The sequence below is a fragment of the Pseudomonas sp. p21 genome, from assembly GCF_001642705.1.
In the GTDB taxonomy this organism is placed as follows: Bacteria; Pseudomonadota; Gammaproteobacteria; order Pseudomonadales; family Pseudomonadaceae; genus Aquipseudomonas.
On sequence record NZ_LWBV01000001.1, the window covers coordinates 44,983 to 65,661 of the forward strand.

The following is a 20,679-nucleotide window of genomic DNA, read 5'->3' on the forward strand; positions in this document are numbered from 1 at the left end:
GGGCACGCCCGCTCCCACATTCGGGCAGGTGCAGTACCTGTGGGAGCGGGTTCACCCGCGAATCAGGCAACACAGCGCCTTCAGCTGACCCATGTCATCGCACCTTCGCGATTCTTGGCTAGTCTTACCTGTTGGCGGCCATCAATTGGCCGCCACCGTGACTACCAAGAGGCGCCGGCCATGTTCCGTGCGTCCACCACCTGATCAGGAGTGCACGATGGACCTGAACCGTCGGCAGTTCTTCAAGGTCGCCGCCGTCGGCCTTGGAGGCTCGAGCCTTGCGGCGTTGGGCATGGCCCCGACACCCGCATTCGCCGAGCAGGTGCGTCACTTCAAGCTGGCGCATACCAAAGAAACCCGTAACACCTGCCCCTACTGCTCGGTCGGCTGCGGCCTGATCATGTACAGCCAGGGCGATGCGGGCAAGAACGTCAAACAGAACATCATCCATATCGAAGGTGACGCCGACCACCCGGTCAACCGCGGCACCCTCTGCCCGAAAGGTGCCGGCCTGCTGGACTTCATCCACAGCCCGAGCCGCCTGCAGTACCCCGAGGTACGCAAGCCGGGCAGCAAGGAGTGGGTGCGGGTCAGCTGGGACGAGGCGCTCGATCGCGTCGCCGACCTGATGAAGCAGGACCGCGACGCCAACTTCATCGAAAAGAACGCCCAGGGGCAAACGGTCAACCGCTGGCTCACCACCGGTTTTCTCGCTGCTTCCGCCGCCTCCAGCGAGGCCGGCTACCTGACCCACAAGGTCATCCGCGCAACAGGCATGCTGGGGTTCGATAACCAGGCTCGTGTCTGACATGGCCCGACGGTGGCAAGTCTTGCCCCGACGTACGGCCGTGGCGCCATGACCAACCACTGGTCCGATATCGCCAACGCGAATCTGGTCCTGGTGATGGGTGGCAACGCAGCAGAAGCGCATCCGTGCGGCTTCAAGTGGGTGACCGAGGCCAAGGCGCACAACAAGGCGCGGCTGATCGTGGTCGACCCGCGGTTTACCCGTACCGCTTCGGTGGCGGACTACTACGCACCGATTCGTACCGGTACCGACATCGCCTTCATGGGCGGGCTGATCAATTACCTGCTGAGTAACGACAAGATCCAGCACGAGTACGTGCGCAACTACACCGACGTGTCGTTCATCGTCAAAGAGAACTATGGCTTCGAGGATGGCCTGTTCAGCGGCTATGACGAGGCCAAGCGTGTGTATGCCGACAAGTCCGGCTGGGGTTATGAACTGGGTGAGGACGGTTTTGCCAAGGTCGACCCGACCTTGCAGCACCCGCGCTGCGTGTTCCAGCTGATGAAGCAGCACTACAGCCGCTATACCCCGGAACTGGCGAGCATGACCTGTGGCATGCCGCAGGACGCCATGCTGAAGATCTGGGAAGAGATCGCCACCTGCTCGGTACCGGGCAAGACCATGACGATCCTCTACGCGCTCGGCTGGACGCAGCACTCGATCGGCGCACAGATCATCCGCAGTGCGGCCATGGTCCAGTTGCTGCTTGGCAACGTCGGCATGCCCGGTGGCGGGGTCAACGCCTTGCGCGGGCACTCCAACATCCAGGGCCTGACCGACCTCGGTCTGCTGTCCAACTCGCTACCGGGTTACCTGACCTTGGCTGGCGATGCCGAGCAGGACTACGCCGCCTACATCGACAAGCGCGCCTCCAAACCGCTGCGCCCAGGGCAACTGTCGTACTGGCAGAACTACGGCAAGTTCCACGTCAGCCTGATGAAGGCCTGGTATGGCGCCAACGCTACGGCAGAAAACAACTGGGGCTACGACTGGCTGCCCAAGCTCGACGTGCCGGCCTACGACGTGCTGCGCATGTTCGAGATGATGGGCCAGGGCAAGGTCAACGGCTACATGTGCCAGGGCTTCAACCCGATTGCCGCGCTGCCGGACAAGAACCGCGTCACCGCAGCCCTGGGCAAGCTCAAGTGGCTGGTGATCATGGACCCGCTGGCCACCGAGACCTCGGAGTTCTGGCGCAACGTCGGGCCGTTCAACGATGTCGACACGGCCAACATCCAGACCGAAGTGATCCGCCTGCCCACCACCTGCTTCGCCGAGGAAGACGGCTCGCTGGTCAACAGCAGCCGCTGGCTGCAGTGGCACTGGAAGGGCGCCGACGGCCCGGGCGAGACCCGCACCGACGTGCACATCATGAGCGAGCTGTTCCTGCGCCTGCGCCGACGCTACCAGGCCGAGGGCGGTGCCTACCCTGACGCGCTGATGAACATCAACTGGCCATACAAGATCCCTGAAGAGCCATCCCCGGAGGAACTGGCCAAGGAAATGAACGGCTGGGCGGTGACTGACCTCACCGACCCGACTGGCGCAGTGCTCAAGGCCGGCCAGCAACTGGCGGGCTTTGGCCAGCTCAAGGACGATGGCAGCACCGCGTCCGGCTGCTGGATCTTCGCCGGCAGCTGGACCGAGCAGGGCAACCAGATGGCCCGCCGCGACAACAGCGACCCATACGGCATGCACCAGGTGCAGAACTGGGCCTGGGCCTGGCCGGCCAACCGCCGCATCCTCTACAACCGTGCTTCCAGCGACCCGCAAGGCAAACCCTGGGACCCGGAGAAGAAGCGCCTGGTATGGTGGAACGGCAAGGCCTGGACCGGTACCGACGTGCCCGACTTCAAGGTCGACTCGCCACCCGAGGCGGGGATGAACCCGTTCATCATGAACCCCGAAGGCGTGGCGCGGTTCTTCGCCATCGACAAGATGGCCGAAGGCCCGTTCCCCGAGCACTACGAGCCGTTCGAGACGCCGATTGGCATCAACCCGCTGCACCCGCAGAACAAGAAGGCCACCAGCAACCCGGCCGGGCGGGTCTTCGACTCGGTGTGGGACACCTTGGGCAAGCACGACGAGTTCCCGTACGCGGCGACCACGTACCGGCTGACCGAGCACTTCCACTTCTGGAGCAAGCATTGCCGGCTCAACGCCATTGCCCAGCCCGAGCAGTTCGTCGAAATCGGCGAGGTGCTGGCCAACGAGAAGGGTATCAAGGCCGGTGACCGGGTGCGGGTGTCGAGCAAGCGCGGGCATATCGAGGCGGTGGCGGTGGTGACCAAGCGGATTCGCCCGCTCAAGGTCAACAACCAGACCGTGCACCAGATCGGCATCCCGCTGCACTGGGGCTTCACCGGGGCTACGCGGCATGGCTACCTGACCAACACCCTGGTGCCTTTCCTGGGTGACGGCAATACCCAGACGCCAGAGTCCAAGTCGTTCCTCGTCAAAGTGGAGAAACTCTGATGGCCAGCCAAGACATCATCGCCCGCTCGGCCACCACCACCGTACCGCCTTCGGTACGCCAGCAGCAGGAAGTCGCCAAGCTGATCGACACCACCAAGTGCATCGGCTGCAAGGCCTGTCAGGTGGCGTGTTCGGAGTGGAACGAACTGCGTGACGAGGTCGGCCACAACCATGGCACCTACGACAACCCCCAGGACCTCACCGCCGAGACCTGGACCCTGATGCGCTTTACCGAGAACGAGCGCGACGACGGCAACCTGGAGTGGCTGATTCGCAAGGACGGCTGCATGCACTGCGCCGAGCCAGGTTGCCTGAAGGCCTGCCCGAGCCCGGGGGCGATCATCAAGCACGCCAACGGCATCGTCGACTTCAACCAGGACCACTGTATCGGTTGCGGCTACTGCATTACCGGCTGCCCGTTCAACATCCCGCGCATCTCGCAGAAGGACCACAAGGCGTACAAGTGCACCCTGTGTTCCGACCGCGTGACCGTGGGCCTGGAGCCGGCCTGCGTGAAAACCTGCCCGACCGGGGCGATCGTGTTCGGCAGCAAGGACGAGATGAAAGTGCATGCCGCCGAGCGCATCGTCGACCTCAAGTCGCGCGGCTATGACAACGCCGGGCTGTACGACCCGGACGGTGTCGGTGGCACCCATGTGATGTATGTGCTGCACCATGCCGACACGCCGAAACTGTACGCCGGCCTGCCGGATCAGCCGGTGATCAGCCCGCTGGTGGGGCTGTGGAAAGGCTTCACCAAGCCGCTGGCGCTGCTGGCCATGGGCGCGGCGGTGCTGGCCGGGTTCTTCCACTATGTGCGGGTCGGGCCACAGCGGGTGGAGGAGGACGAACGCCCGACACCGCCGGATGAAAGCGTGCATCAGGTGGACCCGTCGGTCCATGTCTATGATCCGGCCAAGCCCGGTGGGCAAGGGGAGCAGCGACCATGAACGACAACAAACCCATCCTGCGTTACAACGCCAACGAGCGCAGCAACCACTGGGTCGTCGCGATCCTGTTCATCCTGGCTGGCCTGTCGGGGCTGGCGCTGTTCCATCCGGCGCTGTTCTGGCTCAGCAACCTGTTCGGCGGTGGGCCGTGGACACGCATCCTGCACCCCTTCATCGGGGTGGCGATGTTCGTGTTCTTCCTCGGCCTGGTGCTGCGTTTCTGGCGCGCCAACTTCATCACCGCCAACGACCGCCTGTGGCTGCGCCGCGTGGACCGGGTGATGCTCAACAAGGAGGAGGGTGTGCCGCCGATCGGCAAGTACAACGCCGGGCAGAAGCTGTTGTTCTGGACCCTGCTGGCGTGCATGCTGGTTCTGCTGGTCAGCGGTGTGGTGATCTGGCGCGCCTACTTCAGCCATTGGTTCGGCATCGAGGTCATTCGCCTGTCCGCGCTGCTCCACGCCCTGGCGGCGTTCGTGCTGATCCTCAGCATCATCGTGCACATCTACGCCGGCATCTGGATCAAGGGCTCGATCGGCGCCATGCTGCATGGCTGGGTCAGCCGCGCCTGGGCGCGCAAGCACCATGAGTTGTGGTACCGCGAAGTGACCGGTGACAAGACGCCGGGCAATCACGGACGAAAAGAAGGATGAGCGCTTGAGCACGATACTCGAACCCGGGCAGATCGAAGCGTCGGCGGTGATGCCGCCGTTTCTGCACCTGCCCCCCGCCAACCTGTTCGAACTGCGGGCCGCGCGCCTGGAGCAGCTGGCCGAGGGCAATGCCCTTGGCGAATACCTGAAGCTGGTGGCCCGCTTGTGCCGCATCCAGCAGCAGCTTGTGGATAACCCGCCCGCTGGCATGCCTGTGGCCGAGGAGCGTCAACGCCTGTGCATAAGTCATGGTTTGCCGCCGCTGGCGGCGGATAGCCTGGTGCGTGAAGGGCCGTGGCTGGTCTGGTTGCAGGCCTTGCTCGAGCACTTCAGCGCGCAAACCAGCGGTCCGTTGGGTGAGGCACTGCAAGCCCTGCGTGGCAGCGACGACAATCAGCGCAAGGGCTGGGGCATTGCCTTGCTCGCCGGCCAGTACGATGCAGTGCCCGCAGCGCTGGTGCCGTTCATTGGGGCGGCCTTGCAGGCGGCCTGGTCCAGTTGGTTGCTGGCGCTGCCCGCGCCAGAGCTCAAGCCCGCCGGCAGCCTGGCCCAGTGCCCGGCCTGCGGCTCGCCGGCGATGGCCGGAGTGGTGCGCAACCGTGGCAAGCACAATGGCCTGCGCTACCTGGCCTGTTCGCTGTGTGCCTGTGAATGGCATGTAGTGCGGGTCAAGTGCGTCTACTGCGAGTCGAGCAAGGACCTGCGCTACACCAGCCTCGACGATGACCGCCATGCGCCGGGCAAGGCGCCGCTGCGTGCCGAGTGCTGCCCGGCGTGCGAAAGCTACCTGAAGCAGAACTACCTGGAAAACGATGCGGCGGCCGAGCCGCTGGCCGACGACCTGGCCAGCCTGGCGCTGGACATTCGCCTGGACGAGGAGGGCTTCCATCGGTTGGCACCGAACCTGATGCTCGCGCCCGGGTAGTGGGTGAGTGTCTACACTGTAAGACCGAGTCGCCTTCTTCGCGGGTAAACCCGCTCCCACAGGTACCGCGCAAGCTTCAAAAGCTGCGCGGGCCTTGTGGGAGCGGGTTCACCCGCGAAGAGGCCAGTACAGACAACGGATCAGTCCAAGGTAGTACCGCATGTCCTCCAGCCTAGCCAGCGACACCCCACGCCTGCCCTCCATCGACACCCTTTTGCGCCACCCGGCCTGCCTCCCGCTGATCGACCGCCATGGCCGCGACGCGGTCCTTGCCACCTTGCGCCAACTGCTCGACGACCTGCGCGACCCCGCCCGTACCGGCCAGCTCAGCGCCGCCGAACTGGCCGCTGAAGTCCTGCTGGGCCGCACCGGCGAACGCCTGGCCACCCAGCAACGCAGCCAGGTCCGCCGCGTGTTCAACCTCACCGGCACCGTCCTGCACACCAACCTCGGCCGCGCCCTGTTGCCAGAGGAGGCCATCGAGGCCATGCAGACCGCCGCCCGCTATCCGCTCAACCTGGAATTCGACCTAGCCACCGGCAAGCGTGGCGACCGTGACGACCTGATCGAAGGCCTGATCCGCGAGCTGACCGGCGCCGAAGCCGTCACCGTGGTCAACAACAACGCCGCCGCCGTGCTGCTGGCGCTCAACAGCCTGGGCGCGCGCAAGGAGGGCATCATCTCCCGCGGTGAACTGATCGAGATCGGCGGTGCCTTCCGCATTCCCGACATCATGGCCCGCGCTGGCGTGAAGCTGCACGAAGTCGGCACCACCAACCGCACCCACGCCCGCGACTACGAGGCCGCCATCGGCCCACGCACCGGCCTGCTGATGCGCGTGCATTGCAGCAACTACAGTATCCAGGGTTTCACTACCCAGGTGCCCACCGCCGAGCTGGCGCGCATCGCCCACCAACATGACTTACCGCTGCTTGAGGACCTTGGCAGCGGTAGCCTGCTTGACCTCACCCGCTGGGGCCTGCCCGCCGAGCCGACCGTGCGCCAGGCCCTGGCTGACGGCGCCGATATCGTCACCTTCAGTGGCGACAAACTGCTGGGCGGGCCGCAAGCCGGGATCATCGTCGGGCGCAAGGACCTGATCGCCAGGATCAAGAAGAACCCGCTCAAGCGCGCGCTGCGGGTCGACAAGATCACCCTCGCCGCACTCGAAGCGGTGCTGGCGCTGTACCGCAACCCCGACCGCCTGGCCGAGCGCCTGCCCAGCCTGCGTCTGCTGACCCGCAGCCAGGCCGAAATCCAGGCCCAGGCCGAGCGCCTGGCCCCTGAGCTCAAGGCCCGCCTCGGCGAGCAATGGGCGGTCAGCGTGGAGCCGGCGTTGGGCATGATCGGCAGTGGCAGCCAACCGGTCGCCCGCCTGCCGAGCGCGGCGTTGTGCCTGCGCCCGCAGGTGTCGAAGAAGTTGCGCGGGCGCAGCCTGCATGTGCTGGAGCGGGCCTTGCGAGACCTGCCGGTGCCGGTGCTCGGCCGCATCGCCGACGACGCCCTGTGGCTGGACCTGCGCCAGCTGGATGACGAAGCCCAGTGGCTGGCGCAGTTGCCCGCCCTGCAGTTGGGGCCGGTACAGTGATCGTTGGTACCGCCGGCCATATCGACCACGGCAAGACCGCACTGCTCCAGGCCCTGACCGGCCAGGCCGGCGACCAGCGCCAGGAGGAGCGCGCCCGTGGCATGACCATCGACCTGGGCTACCGCTATGCGGCGTTGACCGAGGGGGCGGCACTGACCGGCTTCATCGACGTACCGGGCCATGAGCGCTTTATCCACAACATGCTGGCCGGCGCCCACGGCATCGACCTGGTGCTGCTGGTGGTGGCGGCCGACGACGGGGTGATGCCACAAACCCGCGAGCACCTGGCAATCATCGAGCTGCTCGGCATTCCCCAGGCCCTGGTGGCAATCAGCAAATGCGACCGGGTAGAGCCGGCACGCCTGGCCGAAGTGCAGGCACAAGTCAGCGAATTGCTGGCGCCGGGCCCTTATGCCGGTGCACGGCAGTTTCCGTTGTCGAGTGTGACCGGCGAGGGTATCGATGCCCTGCGCCAGGCGTTGCTGGCGGCGGAGCAGCGCGTGCGCCAGCGCAGCGTGCGCGGCGGTTTCCGCCTGGCCGTCGACCGTGCTTTCGCCGTTACCGGTGCGGGTGTGGTGGTCACGGGCACGGCGCTGGCCGGGCGGGTCAGTGCCGGCGACACCTTGTTGCTGGGCAAGGCTGGCAAACCGGTGCGGGTGCGTGGCCTGCATGCGCAGAACCAGGCCGCCCTGGTGGCCGAGGCGGGCCAGCGTGTGGCGCTGAACATCGCTGCCGAACGCCTGGCGGCGGAACAGGTGCATCGGGGTGACTGGCTGGTGGCCGAGTGGCTGCATGCCCCCAGCGTGCGGGTGGATATCGAACTGAAACTGTTGCCGGGCGAGACCCGGACTTTCGAACATTTCAGCGCCGTGCACGTGCACCTCGGCACCCAGGACGTAACGGCCCGGGTGGCCTTGCTCGAAGGAGAAACCCTGACGGCGGGCCAGCGCATGTTCGCCCAGTTGCTGCTCAACGCACCGCTGCAGGCGGTACACGGCGACCGCCTGGTGCTGCGCGACCAGCGTGCCCAGCGCACCCTGGGGGGCGGCAAGGTGCTCGACCCGTTTGCGCCAAGCCGTCAGCGGCGCAGCGATGAGCGCCTGCGCCAGTTGCAGGTGCTGCGTGATACCGAGGACCTGGAGCAGGCCCTGCCGGCGCTGCTCGCCAGCGCACCCGGGGGTGTCGACCCGCAGCGCCTGGAGCGGCAGTTCAATCGTCTGCGCGAAACCTGGCAGTTGCCGGAAGATGTGCTGGTGGTGGCAACACGGCAGGGCCAACTGTTGTTTGCCCGTGCCCAGTGGCAGGCGCTCAAGCGCCTGGTGCTGGAGCAGTTGGCGCGGTTCCATGAGCAGGAGCCTGACCAGCTCGGCCCGGACCGCGACCGCCTGCGCCGCTTTGCAGCCTTGCCGCTGGAGCGGCCCGCTTTTGTCAGCCTGCTGGATGAGTTGCTAGATGACGGCGCCATTGCCAGCAGCGGGCCTTGGTTGCACCTGCCCGATCACAAGGTGCAGTTGAGTGAAGCCGACAGTGCGTTATGGGCGAGTTTGCAACCGAAGTTGTTGGCGGGGCAATACGATCCGCCCTGGGTCAGGACGCTGGCGAGTGAGGAAAACCGTGCCGAAGCCGATGTGCGCCTGTTGCTGCGCAAGCTGGCCCGGTTGGGCCTGGTCCACCAGGTGGTGCGCGACCTGTTCTACCCCGAGGCGACGCTACAGCGCATGGCAGAGCTGCTGCTGGGGCAGGCCAGTGAAACGCCGATAGTGCAGGTTGCCGCGTTTCGCGATATGTTGGGCATCGGTCGCAAGCGCAGTGTGCAGATACTGGAATACTTCGACCGCATCGGTCTGACCCGGAGGGTGGCCGATCAGCGTCACATTCGCGCCGACAGCGCCCTGGCCCAGCAGCAAGCCAGGCACTGAGTTCAAGGAAGGCAATCGCGCCCGGTGGCGCGGCCGGGCTTCAAACCCGGTTGGGGACGGCAGCCGTTCCCGGGCAGGTTCGACTCCCGCTGCCTTCCGCCATTTTTTACTGGCCCATTCGCGGGCAAGCCCGCTCCCACAGGACTTCACAGCCTTCAAGGGCAGTGCTGTACCTGTGGGAGCGGGCTTGCCCGCGAATAGGCCCTGATGGGTGAAAGCTAGGCCCGCTCCCCACACAGATCCAGGGCAAACCACTGCTCAGCTGCATCCACATCCAGCCCGGCCCCCAGCAGCGCAACCATCTTGGCCAGCGCCGCCTCACGGGTCATGCCCCCACCACTGACCAGCCCGGCTCCGCGCAAGCGGTTACCCGCCGCATAGGTATCGAACACCACCGACCCCTCAGGGCACTGGCTGATAGCGGCCAGCATCACACCGCGCTGGCGCGCTGCGCTCAGCACATCCAGCAATGCCTGGTCATCCGACGGCCCGGTACCGCTGCCGTAGCACTCCAGCAGCAACCCCTGCACGCCACTGCCCAGCAGTGCCTGCAAGTGCCCGGCCTGCAGGCCCGGGAACACCGGCACTACCGCCAGGTTGACCGGCTGGCGCGGGTGCTTGTAGCCAAGCTCGGCAGGGATCGCCGTGGCGCGCTCACTGTCACGATGACGTGGCAGCGCGACAAAGGCATCGAACGCCTCGCTGCGCAGCTTCGACGCCCGGCAGCCATGCAGCAGCTGCCCATGGAAGTACAGCTGCACGCCATCTTCCAGCCCTTGTTCGAACTGGCGCAGTGCGCCGCACAGGTTGCTCCAGGCATCGCTGTCTGCGGCTCCCGCTGGCAGCATCGAGCCGGTCAGCAACACCGGCACCGGCAGGCCCAGCAGCAGGAACGACAATGCCGCAGCGCTATAGGCCAGGCTGTCGGTGCCATGCAGCACCAGCACGCCATCATGGTCAGCAACCTCTACCGCTGCGACGATGGCATCGCGCATCGCCAGCCAGTTGTGCTGTTGCATGTTGGCGCTATCCAGCAGCGGGTCCAGTTCCTGCAGGGTCCATCGCAGTTGTGGCGCATCGGGCATGTGGGCGAAGTGTTCGCGCATGCGCGCTTCGAAACCACCGGCCGGCGCCAGGCCTTCGGGGGTTTCGAGCATGCCGATGGTGCCCCCGGTATAGAGAACGAGGAGATTGTTTACTGCTCGCATGGGAAGCATCCGTAGCGGTGAGCGGAGAAAAGGTAAGCCGCCCACGGACGGGGCGGCTGGAAGGGAGGATATCAGCGCTGCGTCTGGACTTCGCCGACTGCTTTGTCAGTGGCTGTTTCCGCCTGCGGATTGGCAGGCCAGGCATTGCGGTCCAGGTCCAGGTCGGCGAACTTGGCCGAGTCGAACACTGGCTGGTCGACACCCGCCTTGCGCTGCTCGTCGTAGTCGCGCATCACCCGCAGACCGACCTTGAACAGCAGGGCCAGGGCCACCAGGTTGACGAAGGCCAGGCAGGTCATGGTGATATCGGCAAAGGCGAACACGGTCGACAGGTCCTGCAACGAACCCCATACCACCAGTGCCAGTACCAGGCCACGGAACACCATCAGTACCACGCGATTGCGGCTGAGGAACTGCAGGCTGTTCTCGCCCAGATAGTAGTTGTAGAGGATGCAGGTGAACACGAACAGCGACAGCGCGACGCTGACGAACACGCGGCCCCAGTCACCAACCACGGCGGCCAGCGAGTTCTGGGTCAGGACGATACCGTCACCTTCGAAGCCCGGGGTGTAGAAGCCCGACAGCAGGATCAGCAGCGCGGTGCAGGTGCAGATCACGAAGGTGTCGAGGAACACGCTGAAAGCCTGGACCACGCCCTGGGCACCCGGGTGTTTCACGGCGGCCACGGCGGCGACGTTCGGCGCACTGCCCAGGCCCGCTTCGTTGGCGAACACACCACGCTTCACGCCCATGACGATGGCGCTGCCGAGCAGGCCGCCGAACGCCGGGTCGAGGCCGAAGGCGCTCTTGAAGATGGTTTCCAGCATGGCTGGCACGTGCTCGATCTGGGTGCCGATCACGTACAGGGTCACGCCGATGTAGGCCAGGGTCTTGACCGGTACCAGCAGGTCCGACACCGCGGCGATGCGCTTGATGCCGCCAATGAAGGTGATGGCCAGCAGCACGGCGAGGACGATGCCGGTGTGCTTGGGGTCGAAGGCGAAGGCGTTCTGCAGCGAGTGGGTCACGGTGTACGACTGCAGGCCGATGAAGGCGAAGCCGTAGGTGACCAGCAGCAGGACCGAGAACACGATGGCCATGCTTTTCAGCTTCAGGCCGTGCTGGATGTAGTAGGCCGGGCCACCACGGTACAGGCCGTCGCCATCGGCGCGTTTGTAGACCTGGGCCAGGGTGCATTCGAAGAAGCTGCTGGACATGCCCACCAGTGCGGTGACCCACATCCAGAACACGGCGCCTGGGCCACCCAGGGTCACGGCAATGCCGACACCGGCGATGTTACCGGCGCCCACGCGGCCGGCCAGGCTCAGCATCAGGGCCTGGAAGGAGCTCAGCTGGCCAGCCTGGCCACGCAGCGACTCCTTGAACACACCGAACATGTGGCCAAAGTGGCGGAACTGGACGAACCGGGAGCGGATGGTGAAGTAGCTACCCAGTCCTACGATCAGCACAATGAGAAGTTTCCCCGAGAGGAAATCGTTGAGTACTTCGAGCATTGGAAAATGACCTCGATTCTTATTGTTCGTGTGGAAAGACCAGCGGACGGCGGGCGCACCGCTATTCGTTGGGGCGCATGGTTGGCTATGACAAGACCGGTTACAATTTCGCGGGTTGCTCTGATTTGGTGCAACTTGATGCTACACTTGCGTCATTCGCGTCACCTGAGCCCCGTGTCATGAGCGATCATTTCGCTACCAATCTCAAACTGGCCTGCAGCCACTACCGCTCTATCTCCGAAGTTTGCCGCAAGCTCGCGATCAATCGCGCACAGTTCAACAAGTACCTGAGCGGGCAGAGCCGTCCGACGGCATTCAACCTCAAGCGCATCAGCGACTTCTTCGGCGTCGAGGATTACGAGCTGAATTTGCCGCCCGAGCAGTTCAGCCACCTGATCGGTGCGCGTGTGTCGACCTTGGCCGAGCAACCCGGCGACCCGATCAGCGAGTTGTTCCGCCCGTTGCACGAACATGCCGGCAATCTGTCGCGTTATTGCGGCTACTACCTGGAGTATTCCAACTGCATGTCGGTGCCGGGCACGATCCTGGTATCGCTGGTGCACCTGTGGGAAGAGCGCGGGCAGTTCCTGTTCGAGCGCCAGGAACGCCAGGAGCGCTCCAGTGCCACCGACCACCATGCCGAGGTGCGCTGCCGCTACCTGGGGGCGGCGTTCCAGTTGCAGGACCGGATGTTCCTGGTCGACTACGAGTCGCTGACTTTCAACGAGATGAGCCAGACCATCCTCATCCCCAGCTTCAAAAGCCGCATTACCCGCCTGAACGGCCTTAAGGTCGGCGTTTCCAGCGGCGACCAGCGCTACCCGGCCTGCACCCGGGTGGTGTGGGATTACCTGGGAGAGGAGATCAATCGCATCAACGCCTATCGCCAGGTAAAACTGTACCAGCCGGATGATCCCCGTATAGATGACGACATACGCGAGCGCTTGAGTGTGAGGCCGCTTAGTAACGGATTGTTTGAAATCAAGTAGTGGTCAACGCGTCAGGCGTCGTCGAGGATGAAGGTTTCCACGGCGCTCGCAACCTGATCGGCAATCGCTGGTGCACTGCGTAAGTGGGCGGCGATGCCATGGTCGCAGTCTGTAAGAAACAGGCATTGCAAACGCGACGCTGAAACTGATTGCATCAGGGTCTGGGTAACTTCTTCAGGAATCGGGCTGTAGCGCTCGGCGCCGGCCAGCCACAGGTTACCTGCACTAGTGCCCGGATCTTTGCCAAATCGTTGTGAGTTCAGCCCGTCATACTCGCCAATCACCATCAGAACTCTGCCTTGGAACTGTTTGAGGAAGGCGTAACTGTCGCAATCGAGAAAACCATAGGGTTCCCTGATCGCGGCCGTGAATGCCGGGCCGAACGGTACCTGGTGAGCACGGTCTGGATAGACTGCCGGGCAGATCAGAACGATGCTGTCCACTTGCGGCAACTGTGCTGCAAGTTTCAGCGTTATAGCCGCGCCCAGGCTGTGGCCTATTATCGTCCGACAGCGAAGCGCGATATGCGCGTGGAAACGCCGGGCTTCATCAAGGTTGGTAGCCAGTGAGGGTGACACTGCGCCTGGCTCACTGGCGAGGCTATGACCTGACAGATTGGCAGTGAGGGAACCAATGCCTGCGGCTTGCAGGCGATAGAGCAGGGGATTGAGCCGGGTAAAGTCGGAGCGCGCGCCGCCCAGGACGAATGCAGGCGCTGCGCGTTCGATATCGGGGACCAGCAATCGGGCTTGTTGCTGGTAGTTTCCAAATACTTCGTCGATGAACAGTTCTTTGCCTGGGGCGAGTTCGTCAAACTGCCATTTCAGGCGCTGAGAAGATTCCGTTTGCAAGTGCATGGGGCCTCTAGAGAAATTGCTTGAGCCATTCGCCGAGTGGATTTCCCGTATCGAGTAGCAGTTTGATAGCCATGATGATGCAGATACTGACCAGCAGCGGCTTTATGAGACCAGAGCCGAAACGAACGGTACAGCGCAGGCCGGCATGAAGAACCAGCCGACTCCAGGGCCGAAGTTGTCATCATAAAACCCGATGCCTGGAGCAACCTCCGCACAGAACAGGTCAGTCCTTTGCCTCCGGGCGGCCCAAGTCTGCAATGGCTTGGCTTGCAATGGCTATGGCCTACGTTGGACTTCCCCGCCCAGAAACCGCAAAATGACTTCTTTCCTTCAATCAACCTCTCCGGATCTGCTGACTCTATGCGTATGCGCCTAATGCTGTTGGGTGGTGGCAATGCCCTCGGGCAAGCGCTGATTCGTCTTGGGGCCGAGGAGGACATCGCATTCCTGGCGCCGCGCCCGCCCGAGAACGGCTGGACGCCGGCCAGCCTCACCCAGCTGCTCGACGATCATCGCCCCGATGCCCTGGTCAACCTGGCCTATTACTTCGACTGGTTCCAGGCCGAGTCGGTCAGCGAGCAACGCCTGGCTCAACAGGAGCGGGCGGTGGAGCGGTTGGCGGAGCTGTGCCAGCACCACCAGATCACCCTGGTGCAGCCTTCCAGCTACCGGGTGTTCGATGGTTCGCGGGCCACCGCCTACAGCGAAAAGGATGAGCCCGTGCCGCTGGGCATGCGTGGCCAGGCGCTGTGGCGTATCGAGCAGAGCGTTCGGGCGGCCTGCCCACAGCATGTGCTGCTGCGCTTTGGCTGGTTGCTCGACGAGAGCATCGACGGCTCGCTGGGCCGCTTCCTGACCCGCGCCGAGCAACCAGCGGAGCTGCTGCTGGCCGATGACCGGCGCGGCAACCCGACGCCGGTCGACGACGCCGCCCGGGTGATACTGTCGGTGCTCAAGCAACTCGATTGCAGCGCGCCGCTGTGGGGCACCTACCATTACGCCGGCAACGAGGCGACCACGCCGCTGGCGCTAGGCCAGGCGATCCTCGCCGAGGCCGGCCAATACCGTCAGCTGGCCGTGCAGGCACCGACGCCGCAGGCCCATGCCGCGCGCCCGGATGCCAGCGAAGAGCCGCAGCACGCGGTACTGGCCTGCAAGAAAATCCTTCATACCTTCGGCATCAAGCCGCGCGCCTGGCGCGCCGGCCTGCCGCCTCTACTGGACCGGTTCTACCGCCATGGCTGACGCCCCCATCCTGATCACCGGCGGTGCCGGCTTCATTGGCTCCCACCTGTGCGATGCGTTGTTGGACAAAGGCTACGCAGTACGCATTCTCGACGACTTCTCCACTGGCCAGCGGGGCAACCTGCAGGTCGGCCACCCACGGCTGGAACTGGTTGAAGGCGATGTCGCCGATGCCGGGCTGGTCACGCAGGTTGCGGCTGGTTGCAGTGCTGTGGTGCACCTGGCGGCGGTGGCCTCGGTGCAGGCCTCGGTCGAGGACCCGGTGCGGACCCACCAGAGCAATTTCATCGGCACCCTCAATGTGTGCGAAGCCATGCGCGTGCATGGCCTGCGCCGGGTGTTGTTCGCCTCCAGTGCTGCGGTGTACGGCAACAATGGCGAAGGCGAGTCGATTGCCGAAGACACCCCCAAGGCGCCGCTGACCCCCTATGCCGTGGACAAGCTGGCCAGTGAGCAGTACCTGGACTTCTACCGTCGCCAGCATGGCCTGGAGCCTGTGGTGTTCCGCTTCTTCAATATCTTCGGGCCGCGCCAGGACCCGTCTTCGCCGTATTCCGGGGTGATCAGCATCTTCTCCGAGCGTGCTGTGCAGGGTTTGCCGATTACGGTGTTCGGCGATGGCGAGCAGACCCGGGACTTCCTCTACGTGGGCGACCTGGTGCAGGTGATGGTGCAGGCGCTGGAGCAGCCGCAGGTCGAAGAGGGCGCGGTGAATATCGGCCTCAACCAGGCCACGTCGCTTAACCAGCTGCTGGCGGCGCTGGAGAAAGTGGTGGGTAGCTTGCCGGCGGTCAGCTATGTGCCGGCACGCTCGGGTGACATTCGCCATTCGCGGGCGGATAACCAGCGTTTGCTGGCGCGGTTCGAGTTTCCGCAGGCGACGCCGATTGTCGAGGGCCTGGCGCGGCTTCTGGGCAAGGGCTGAAATCCTTGGGGGCGCTTTGCGCCCCTATCGCGACACAAGGCCGCTCCTACAGAGATCGCGTAAAGCCAAACATGTCCGGTCCATGTGGGAGCGGCCTTGCGTCGCGAAAGGGCCGCACAGCGGCCCCGGAATCATCGATGCCGCACCACTTTTCGCAGGCAATCCCCGGCCGCCAGCACCCGCCCATCCCGGGCCCGCACCTGCAGTGTTTCCAGCGCCTGCCCGGTATCGCCATCCACCAACTCCGAACGCACTTCACCTGCCTCGAACAGAAACCGCTCCCCCCACTGCCTCAAGCCAACCACCACCGGGAACACCGATCGTCCTTTCTCGGTCAGCACATATTCCTTGTAGGCACTGCCATCCGACGCAGGCTGCAGCGTCAGCAGCCCGCTTTCCACCAGCCACTTGAGCCGAGAGGCGAGGATATTCTTCGCCAGCCCCAGGTTCTTCTGGAATTCACTGAAGCGCCGCAGGCCATCGAAGGCATCGCGCAGGATCATTAACGCCCAACGGTCTCCCAGCACCTCCAGGGCCCGGGCCACGGGGCATTGCGCATTGTTTTCATCGAGCATGGACGGGGCCTTTCGTAATCATCTGGTTGCAGATTAAAACCACATTTGCTAAATAGCCAGCATGTGGTTTCAATTCGAAACCAGATTGACGAGGCCAGCCCGATGACCCCTACGCTGACACGCTGGATAACTCTGTTGCTGGCCACCACCAGCGCCATGGCCGTGGCGACCGTGTATTTCGCCCAGCCTTTGCTCGAATCGATGGCCGCCGACCTGGGCGTGGCGCAGCAGCGGATCGGCTGGGTAGTTGGCGCGACCCAGGCGGGCTATGCGCTGGGGTTGTTGCTGATCGTGCCGCTGGGGGACCTGATCGACCGCAAGCGCCTGTTGCTCGGGCAGTTGCTGTTCTCGACCCTGGCGCTGCTTGGTGTAGGCATGGCGCCGAACTGGGCGCTACTGCTGCTGGCCCTGGCCATCACCGGGCTGATGGCGGTCATGGTGCAGGTGATGGTGGCGCATGCAGCGAGCCTTGCCAGCCCCGGCCAGCAAGGGCAGGCCGTGGGCAGCGTCACCAGCGGCGTGGTGCTGGGCATTCTGCTGGCGCGTCTGGTCTCGGGCGGGCTTGCCGACCTGGCCGGCTGGCGCAGCGTGTACCTGTTTGCCGCAGGGCTGCTGATGCTACTGGCCCTGGTGCTGTGGCGCAGCCTGCCCACGGGGCAGCCGGTGACGCTGCGGTCTGGCTACCGAGCGCTGATCGTTGCCCAGTTCAGGCTGTATCAGCACGATCGGCTGCTGCGTCAGCGTGGACTGTTCGGCGTATTGATCTTCGCCGCGTTCAGCGTGCTGTGGAGTGCCATGGTCATGCCCCTGAGTGTCGCGCCATTGGCGCTGAGCCATACAGAGATCGGTCTGTTCGGCCTGGCGGGTGTTGCCGGCACATTGGCGGCAGCGCGCGCCGGTCGTCTGGCCGACCAGGGGTTGGGGGAGCGCACCACCGGGTTGGCGCTGGCTCTGCTGGTGCTGTCATGGCTGCCTACGGCCTTCGTCGGGCATTCACTGCTGGCCTTTGGGCTGGGTGTGCTGATGCTGGACTTTGCCGTGCAGGCGGTGCATGTCACCAACCAGAGCCTGTTGCTGGCCGGGCGTGGCGCAATGGCCAGCCGGTTGATCGGCGCCTACATGTGCTGCTATTCGCTTGGCAGTGGGCTTGGGGCGGTGCTGGCGAGCTGGGTGTATGCCCATTGGGGGTGGGCAGCGGTGTGTGGGCTTGGGATGGGCATCAGCGCGGTCGCGCTGGGGTACTGGCTAGGGTTGCAACGAGCGAGGGCGGCCGAAGCCGCCCTGCAGTGTTCAGGTCAGAACTTGTAGCCAAGGCCGACCATGTACACCCACGGGTCGACTTCGACGTCGACCTTGGTCTTGCTGTAGCCCAGTGCGGACGGGCCGTTGACGCTGGCCTTGGTGTCGATGTCGACGTACCAGACCGAGGCGTTGACCAGCAGGTTGTCGGTGATCATGTAGTCCATGCCCAGCTGGCCGGCGATGCCGACCGAGTCCTGCAGCTTCAGGTTGCTGAAGCCCTGCTGCTTGCGTGCACTACTGAGGTCTTCATCGAAGAACAGGGTGTAGTTGATGCCGACGCCGGCATACGGCTGGAACCTGGAAGTCGGCTCCATCGGGTAGTACTGCAGCGACAGGGTCGGTGGCAGTTGCTTGATGTCGGCCAGCTTGCCGTCCAGGCCGCCGCCCAGGCCTTTGACACCGACGGTGTGCTTGAACGGGGTGGCTGCCAGCAGCTCCAGGCCGATGTGGTCGGTGAGCATGTAAGCGAAGGTCAGGCCCAGTTGGGTGTCGCTGTCCAGGGTCGCCTTGGTGCCCGAGACTTTGTTGCCGTCGAATTTCAGGTCGCCGCTGCTTTCGTTGGGAGCGGTGGTGATGGCACCGGCGCGGACGATGACATCGCCTGCCTGGTGGGCGTGGGCGACAGGGGCAGCGAGCGCCAGGGCCGCGAGGGCGGCGCTGAGCAAGGACTTGTTCATGGAAGCTCCCAAAGGACGTGAGTAATCGAGTAGTCCAATGGTACGGATGCGGTTAAACAGAAAGTTTGACCCAGCTCAAAGAAGCGTGTTCACGAAGTCGCGCGGGAAGCCCCGTCTCTTCAGAGCGGGGATGGATAGCGCTCACCGCAAAGCGGTGATATCATCAAGCTGTATATATGTACAGTACTCACAATGAAACGCCTTCAAGCCTACAGGTTCCGACTTGAGCCAACCTTTCAGCAGCGAATCCTCCTCAGGAAATTTGCCGGTTGCGTGCGCGTCGTCTGGAATAAAGGTTTGGCACTCCAGCAAGCCAGGCATGAAGCAGGCGAGAAAAAACTTGGCTATGCAGGACTCTGTAAAGAACTGACAGCCTGGCGAAACGACCCTGACACACCCTGGCTTGCCGAGGCATCAGTCGACGTCGAGCAGCAGATCTTGCGCGACCTCGAAACCGCCTACAAGCGCTTCTTCGACAAGCTCTCTGACTTTCCTCGATTCAAGAAAAAAGGTGCTCGGGATAGCTTTCGATTCCCTCAGCCAAAAACAATCAAGCTTGACCAGGCTGGCGCGCTAATCCTCCTGCCTAAACTGGGCTGGCTGAAATACCGAAGAAGCCGCAAGGTTCTTGGCCTGGTCAGAAACGTCACAGTCAGCTTGAAAGCTGGCCACTGGTATGTATCCATCCAGACCGAGCGAAAAGTGGCAGAACCCTGCCACCCAGCCGCTACAGCGGTAGGCATCGACATGGGCGTTGTCCGATTTGCGACGCTTTGGGATGGTCAACAAGAGACCGTGATTCAGCCTCTGTCGAGCTTCAAACGAAATGAAACTCGACTGGCGAAAGCTCAACGCCAGATGAGCCGCAAGGTTAAATTCAGCAGTAACTGGAAGCGCGCAAAAGCCTGCGTTCAGCGAATCCACAGCCAGATTGCCAACGCCCGCAGCGACTTCCTGCACAAGGCCTCACACACCATCAGCAAAAACCACGCGATGATTGTTGTCGAGGATCTGCAGGTCAAGAACATGAGTCGTTCGGCCAGCGGCAATCTGGCTGAACCTGGTCGAAACGTTCGAGCCAAATCTGGCCTGAACAAGTCGATCCTGGATCAAGGCTGGGGCGAATTCAGTCGCCAGCTCGACTATAAGTCCGCCTGGAACGGCGGTTGGCTGATCGCTATCCCACCCGCCAATACAAGCCGCGAATGCCCTGTCTGTGAGCACACTTGCGCTGACAACAGAAAGAGCCAGCGCGTGTTTTCGTGCGTGGCCTGCGGCCACACCGAGAACGCGGACCTGGTGGCTTCGAAGAATATCCGAGGGCGTGGATTGAATAGCCCAAAGGCCAGGACAATTGGCCGGATCGCCTGTGAAGTGAGTGGTGCTTCAATGCCGCCAGCAGCAGGAACCCATCGAAGCGAGCAGCCGACTTTCGTCGGCTGACGCAGTAGGGAATCCCCCTCCTTTCCGGCGAAAGCCGGCGTCTAACAAGGCGAGGTGGGAGAGGATGTCAATTCAGCTCGTAAGCGTATATTTTCTCGGCTTCCATCTGGTATCCGGCGTCGGCCAGTTCGCTGCTGGAGGCTCTAACCTGCAGCTTTCCCTCGATCCAGTAGGGCTGGTAGAGGTCTTCGACGCGCACGCCCATTTCGCTGAAAATATGCACGATCTGGTTCGACGGTGGGGGTGGCACGTGGATGCACGCGCCGTAGTAGGGGACCAGCAGGAATTCGGTGGTGCGGCCTTCTTCGCTCACCTCCAGCGGCACGATGTAGCCGGGCAGTTTGATCTGCTGGCCGTCGAGGCTTTTTACCACCGGAGCGTCGGGCGCCTGCTGGCGCGCCGGTGGGGCGGACTCGGCGGACAGGGCGTTGCTGAGCTGTGACATGTCGTGCAGTGGCGCGAGTTGTGGTGGGATGACCGGGGCGCCTTCGGGGATAAGAGCGGGCCAATCCAGTTCGCGGGGTTCCGAGGCCCACAGAGGCATCGCTACTGTCAGCAGCAGGATCAGCAGCGTATGCAGTGCTGGCCTCTTCGCGGGCATGCCCGCTCCCACAGGGTTCACC

General features: G+C 63.8%; 17 protein-coding genes, 1 tRNA gene and 1 pseudogene. 12 read left to right on the plus strand and 7 right to left on the minus strand.

Features of this window, described 5'->3' with window-relative positions; all coding sequences use genetic code 11:
• Positions 1-217: 217 nt before the first annotated feature.
• The 7 genes from fdnG (at position 218) to A4C63_RS00325 (ending at position 9,423) form a co-directional block, all read left to right on the plus strand.
• Positions 218-3,286, plus strand: a complete 3,069-nt coding sequence (gene fdnG / locus A4C63_RS00295; RefSeq protein ID WP_156510838.1) for a formate dehydrogenase-N subunit alpha — start codon at positions 218-220, stop codon at positions 3,284-3,286.
• Positions 3,286-4,236 (plus strand): formate dehydrogenase subunit beta, encoded by a 951-nt coding sequence (gene fdxH / locus A4C63_RS00300; protein ID WP_063911044.1) that lies wholly within the window; start codon positions 3,286-3,288, stop codon positions 4,234-4,236. Before fdnG ends, fdxH begins: the two co-directional genes overlap by 1 nt.
• Complete coding sequence (locus A4C63_RS00305) at positions 4,233-4,889, plus strand: formate dehydrogenase subunit gamma (protein WP_063911045.1); 657 nt, start codon at positions 4,233-4,235, stop codon at positions 4,887-4,889. The genes fdxH and A4C63_RS00305 overlap by 4 nt, the downstream gene beginning before the upstream one ends.
• Positions 4,890-4,893: 4 nt before the next feature.
• Positions 4,894-5,814, plus strand: a complete 921-nt coding sequence (gene fdhE, locus A4C63_RS00310) for a formate dehydrogenase accessory protein FdhE (protein WP_063911046.1) — start codon at positions 4,894-4,896, stop codon at positions 5,812-5,814.
• A gap of 160 nt (positions 5,815-5,974) precedes the next feature.
• Positions 5,975-7,402 (plus strand): L-seryl-tRNA(Sec) selenium transferase, encoded by a 1,428-nt coding sequence (gene selA, locus A4C63_RS00315; protein WP_063911047.1) that lies wholly within the window; start codon positions 5,975-5,977, stop codon positions 7,400-7,402.
• Entirely contained in the window at positions 7,399-9,321 is a 1,923-nt protein-coding gene (gene selB / locus A4C63_RS00320) for a selenocysteine-specific translation elongation factor (RefSeq protein ID WP_063911048.1), read from the plus strand. Before selA ends, selB begins: the two co-directional genes overlap by 4 nt.
• A gap of 6 nt (positions 9,322-9,327) precedes the next feature.
• A tRNA-Sec gene (locus A4C63_RS00325) sits at positions 9,328-9,423 on the plus strand.
• A 116-nt stretch (positions 9,424-9,539) separates the two neighbouring features.
• Here the strand turns inward: A4C63_RS00325 and A4C63_RS00330 are convergent.
• Together A4C63_RS00330 and A4C63_RS00335 are read right to left on the minus strand one after the other, a co-directional pair.
• Positions 9,540-10,529, minus strand: a complete 990-nt coding sequence (locus A4C63_RS00330; protein WP_063911049.1) for an asparaginase — start codon at positions 10,527-10,529, stop codon at positions 9,540-9,542.
• Positions 10,530-10,600: 71 nt separating this feature from the next.
• Positions 10,601-12,043 carry a sodium:alanine symporter family protein gene (locus A4C63_RS00335; RefSeq protein ID WP_063911050.1) on the minus strand — a complete coding sequence of 481 codons (1,443 nt, stop codon included), beginning with the start codon at positions 12,041-12,043 and terminating at the stop codon, positions 10,601-10,603.
• A 179-nt stretch (positions 12,044-12,222) separates the two neighbouring features.
• Here A4C63_RS00335 and A4C63_RS00340 point away from each other — a divergent pair, with 179 nt between their 5' ends.
• On the plus strand, positions 12,223-13,032 hold the full coding sequence (locus A4C63_RS00340; protein ID WP_063911051.1) for a helix-turn-helix transcriptional regulator: 810 nt from the start codon (positions 12,223-12,225) through the stop codon (positions 13,030-13,032).
• 11 nt (positions 13,033-13,043) lie between these two features.
• Here A4C63_RS00340 and A4C63_RS00345 read toward each other — a convergent pair whose 3' ends face one another.
• Together A4C63_RS00345 and A4C63_RS26670 are read right to left on the minus strand one after the other, a co-directional pair.
• Positions 13,044-13,889, minus strand: a complete 846-nt coding sequence (locus tag A4C63_RS00345; protein WP_063911052.1) for an alpha/beta hydrolase — start codon at positions 13,887-13,889, stop codon at positions 13,044-13,046.
• A 7-nt stretch (positions 13,890-13,896) separates the two neighbouring features.
• Positions 13,897-14,153, minus strand: a pseudogene (locus A4C63_RS26670) (hypothetical protein); the annotation flags it as partial.
• Positions 14,154-14,249: 96 nt separating this feature from the next.
• On the opposite strand from A4C63_RS26670, the gene A4C63_RS00350 reads away from it, so the two are divergent.
• Both A4C63_RS00350 and A4C63_RS00355 read left to right on the plus strand, forming a co-directional pair.
• Positions 14,250-15,134: a sugar nucleotide-binding protein gene (locus tag A4C63_RS00350; RefSeq protein ID WP_063911053.1), complete on the plus strand. Its 885-nt coding sequence runs from the start codon at positions 14,250-14,252 to the stop codon at positions 15,132-15,134.
• On the plus strand, positions 15,127-16,059 hold the full coding sequence (locus A4C63_RS00355) for an NAD-dependent epimerase/dehydratase family protein (protein WP_063911054.1): 933 nt from the start codon (positions 15,127-15,129) through the stop codon (positions 16,057-16,059). The genes A4C63_RS00350 and A4C63_RS00355 overlap by 8 nt, the downstream gene beginning before the upstream one ends.
• A 131-nt stretch (positions 16,060-16,190) precedes the next feature.
• Here A4C63_RS00355 and A4C63_RS00360 read toward each other — a convergent pair whose 3' ends face one another.
• Positions 16,191-16,634 carry a helix-turn-helix domain-containing protein gene (locus A4C63_RS00360; protein WP_063911055.1) on the minus strand — a complete coding sequence of 148 codons (444 nt, stop codon included), beginning with the start codon at positions 16,632-16,634 and terminating at the stop codon, positions 16,191-16,193.
• Positions 16,635-16,736: 102 nt separating this feature from the next.
• On the opposite strand from A4C63_RS00360, the gene A4C63_RS00365 reads away from it, so the two are divergent.
• A complete protein-coding gene (locus A4C63_RS00365; protein ID WP_063911056.1) occupies positions 16,737-17,942 on the plus strand; it encodes an MFS transporter in 1,206 nt (401 codons plus the stop codon).
• Here the strand turns inward: A4C63_RS00365 and A4C63_RS00370 are convergent.
• Positions 17,930-18,613 (minus strand): OmpW family protein, encoded by a 684-nt coding sequence (locus A4C63_RS00370; RefSeq protein WP_063911057.1) that lies wholly within the window; start codon positions 18,611-18,613, stop codon positions 17,930-17,932. The genes A4C63_RS00365 and A4C63_RS00370 overlap by 13 nt on opposite strands.
• Positions 18,614-18,805: 192 nt before the next feature.
• Between A4C63_RS00370 and A4C63_RS00375 the strand changes: the two genes are divergently transcribed.
• Positions 18,806-20,056 (plus strand): RNA-guided endonuclease TnpB family protein, encoded by a 1,251-nt coding sequence (locus A4C63_RS00375; RefSeq protein ID WP_063911058.1) that lies wholly within the window; start codon positions 18,806-18,808, stop codon positions 20,054-20,056.
• Between the two features lie 67 nt (positions 20,057-20,123).
• Here A4C63_RS00375 and A4C63_RS00380 read toward each other — a convergent pair whose 3' ends face one another.
• Positions 20,124-20,636 (minus strand): DUF3299 domain-containing protein, encoded by a 513-nt coding sequence (locus tag A4C63_RS00380; protein ID WP_082888262.1) that lies wholly within the window; start codon positions 20,634-20,636, stop codon positions 20,124-20,126.
• Between the last annotated feature and the right edge of the window lie 43 nt (positions 20,637-20,679).

Coding starts and splice junctions, on each gene's coding strand:
- fdxH (WP_063911044.1), top strand. CDS start 3,286: ATGGCCAGCCAAGACATCATCGCCCGCTCGGCCACCACCACCGTACCG.
- A4C63_RS00305 (WP_063911045.1), top strand. CDS start 4,233: ATGAACGACAACAAACCCATCCTGCGTTACAACGCCAACGAGCGCAGC.
- selA (WP_063911047.1), top strand. CDS start 5,975: ATGTCCTCCAGCCTAGCCAGCGACACCCCACGCCTGCCCTCCATCGAC.
- A4C63_RS00330 (WP_063911049.1), bottom strand. CDS start 10,529: ATGCGAGCAGTAAACAATCTCCTCGTTCTCTATACCGGGGGCACCATC.
- A4C63_RS00335 (WP_063911050.1), bottom strand. CDS start 12,043: ATGCTCGAAGTACTCAACGATTTCCTCTCGGGGAAACTTCTCATTGTG.
- A4C63_RS00340 (WP_063911051.1), top strand. CDS start 12,223: ATGAGCGATCATTTCGCTACCAATCTCAAACTGGCCTGCAGCCACTAC.
- A4C63_RS00345 (WP_063911052.1), bottom strand. CDS start 13,889: ATGCACTTGCAAACGGAATCTTCTCAGCGCCTGAAATGGCAGTTTGAC.
- A4C63_RS00350 (WP_063911053.1), top strand. CDS start 14,250: ATGCGTATGCGCCTAATGCTGTTGGGTGGTGGCAATGCCCTCGGGCAA.
- A4C63_RS00355 (WP_063911054.1), top strand. CDS start 15,127: ATGGCTGACGCCCCCATCCTGATCACCGGCGGTGCCGGCTTCATTGGC.
- A4C63_RS00360 (WP_063911055.1), bottom strand. CDS start 16,634: ATGCTCGATGAAAACAATGCGCAATGCCCCGTGGCCCGGGCCCTGGAG.
- A4C63_RS00365 (WP_063911056.1), top strand. CDS start 16,737: ATGACCCCTACGCTGACACGCTGGATAACTCTGTTGCTGGCCACCACC.
- A4C63_RS00370 (WP_063911057.1), bottom strand. CDS start 18,613: ATGAACAAGTCCTTGCTCAGCGCCGCCCTCGCGGCCCTGGCGCTCGCT.
- A4C63_RS00375 (WP_063911058.1), top strand. CDS start 18,806: ATGAAACGCCTTCAAGCCTACAGGTTCCGACTTGAGCCAACCTTTCAG.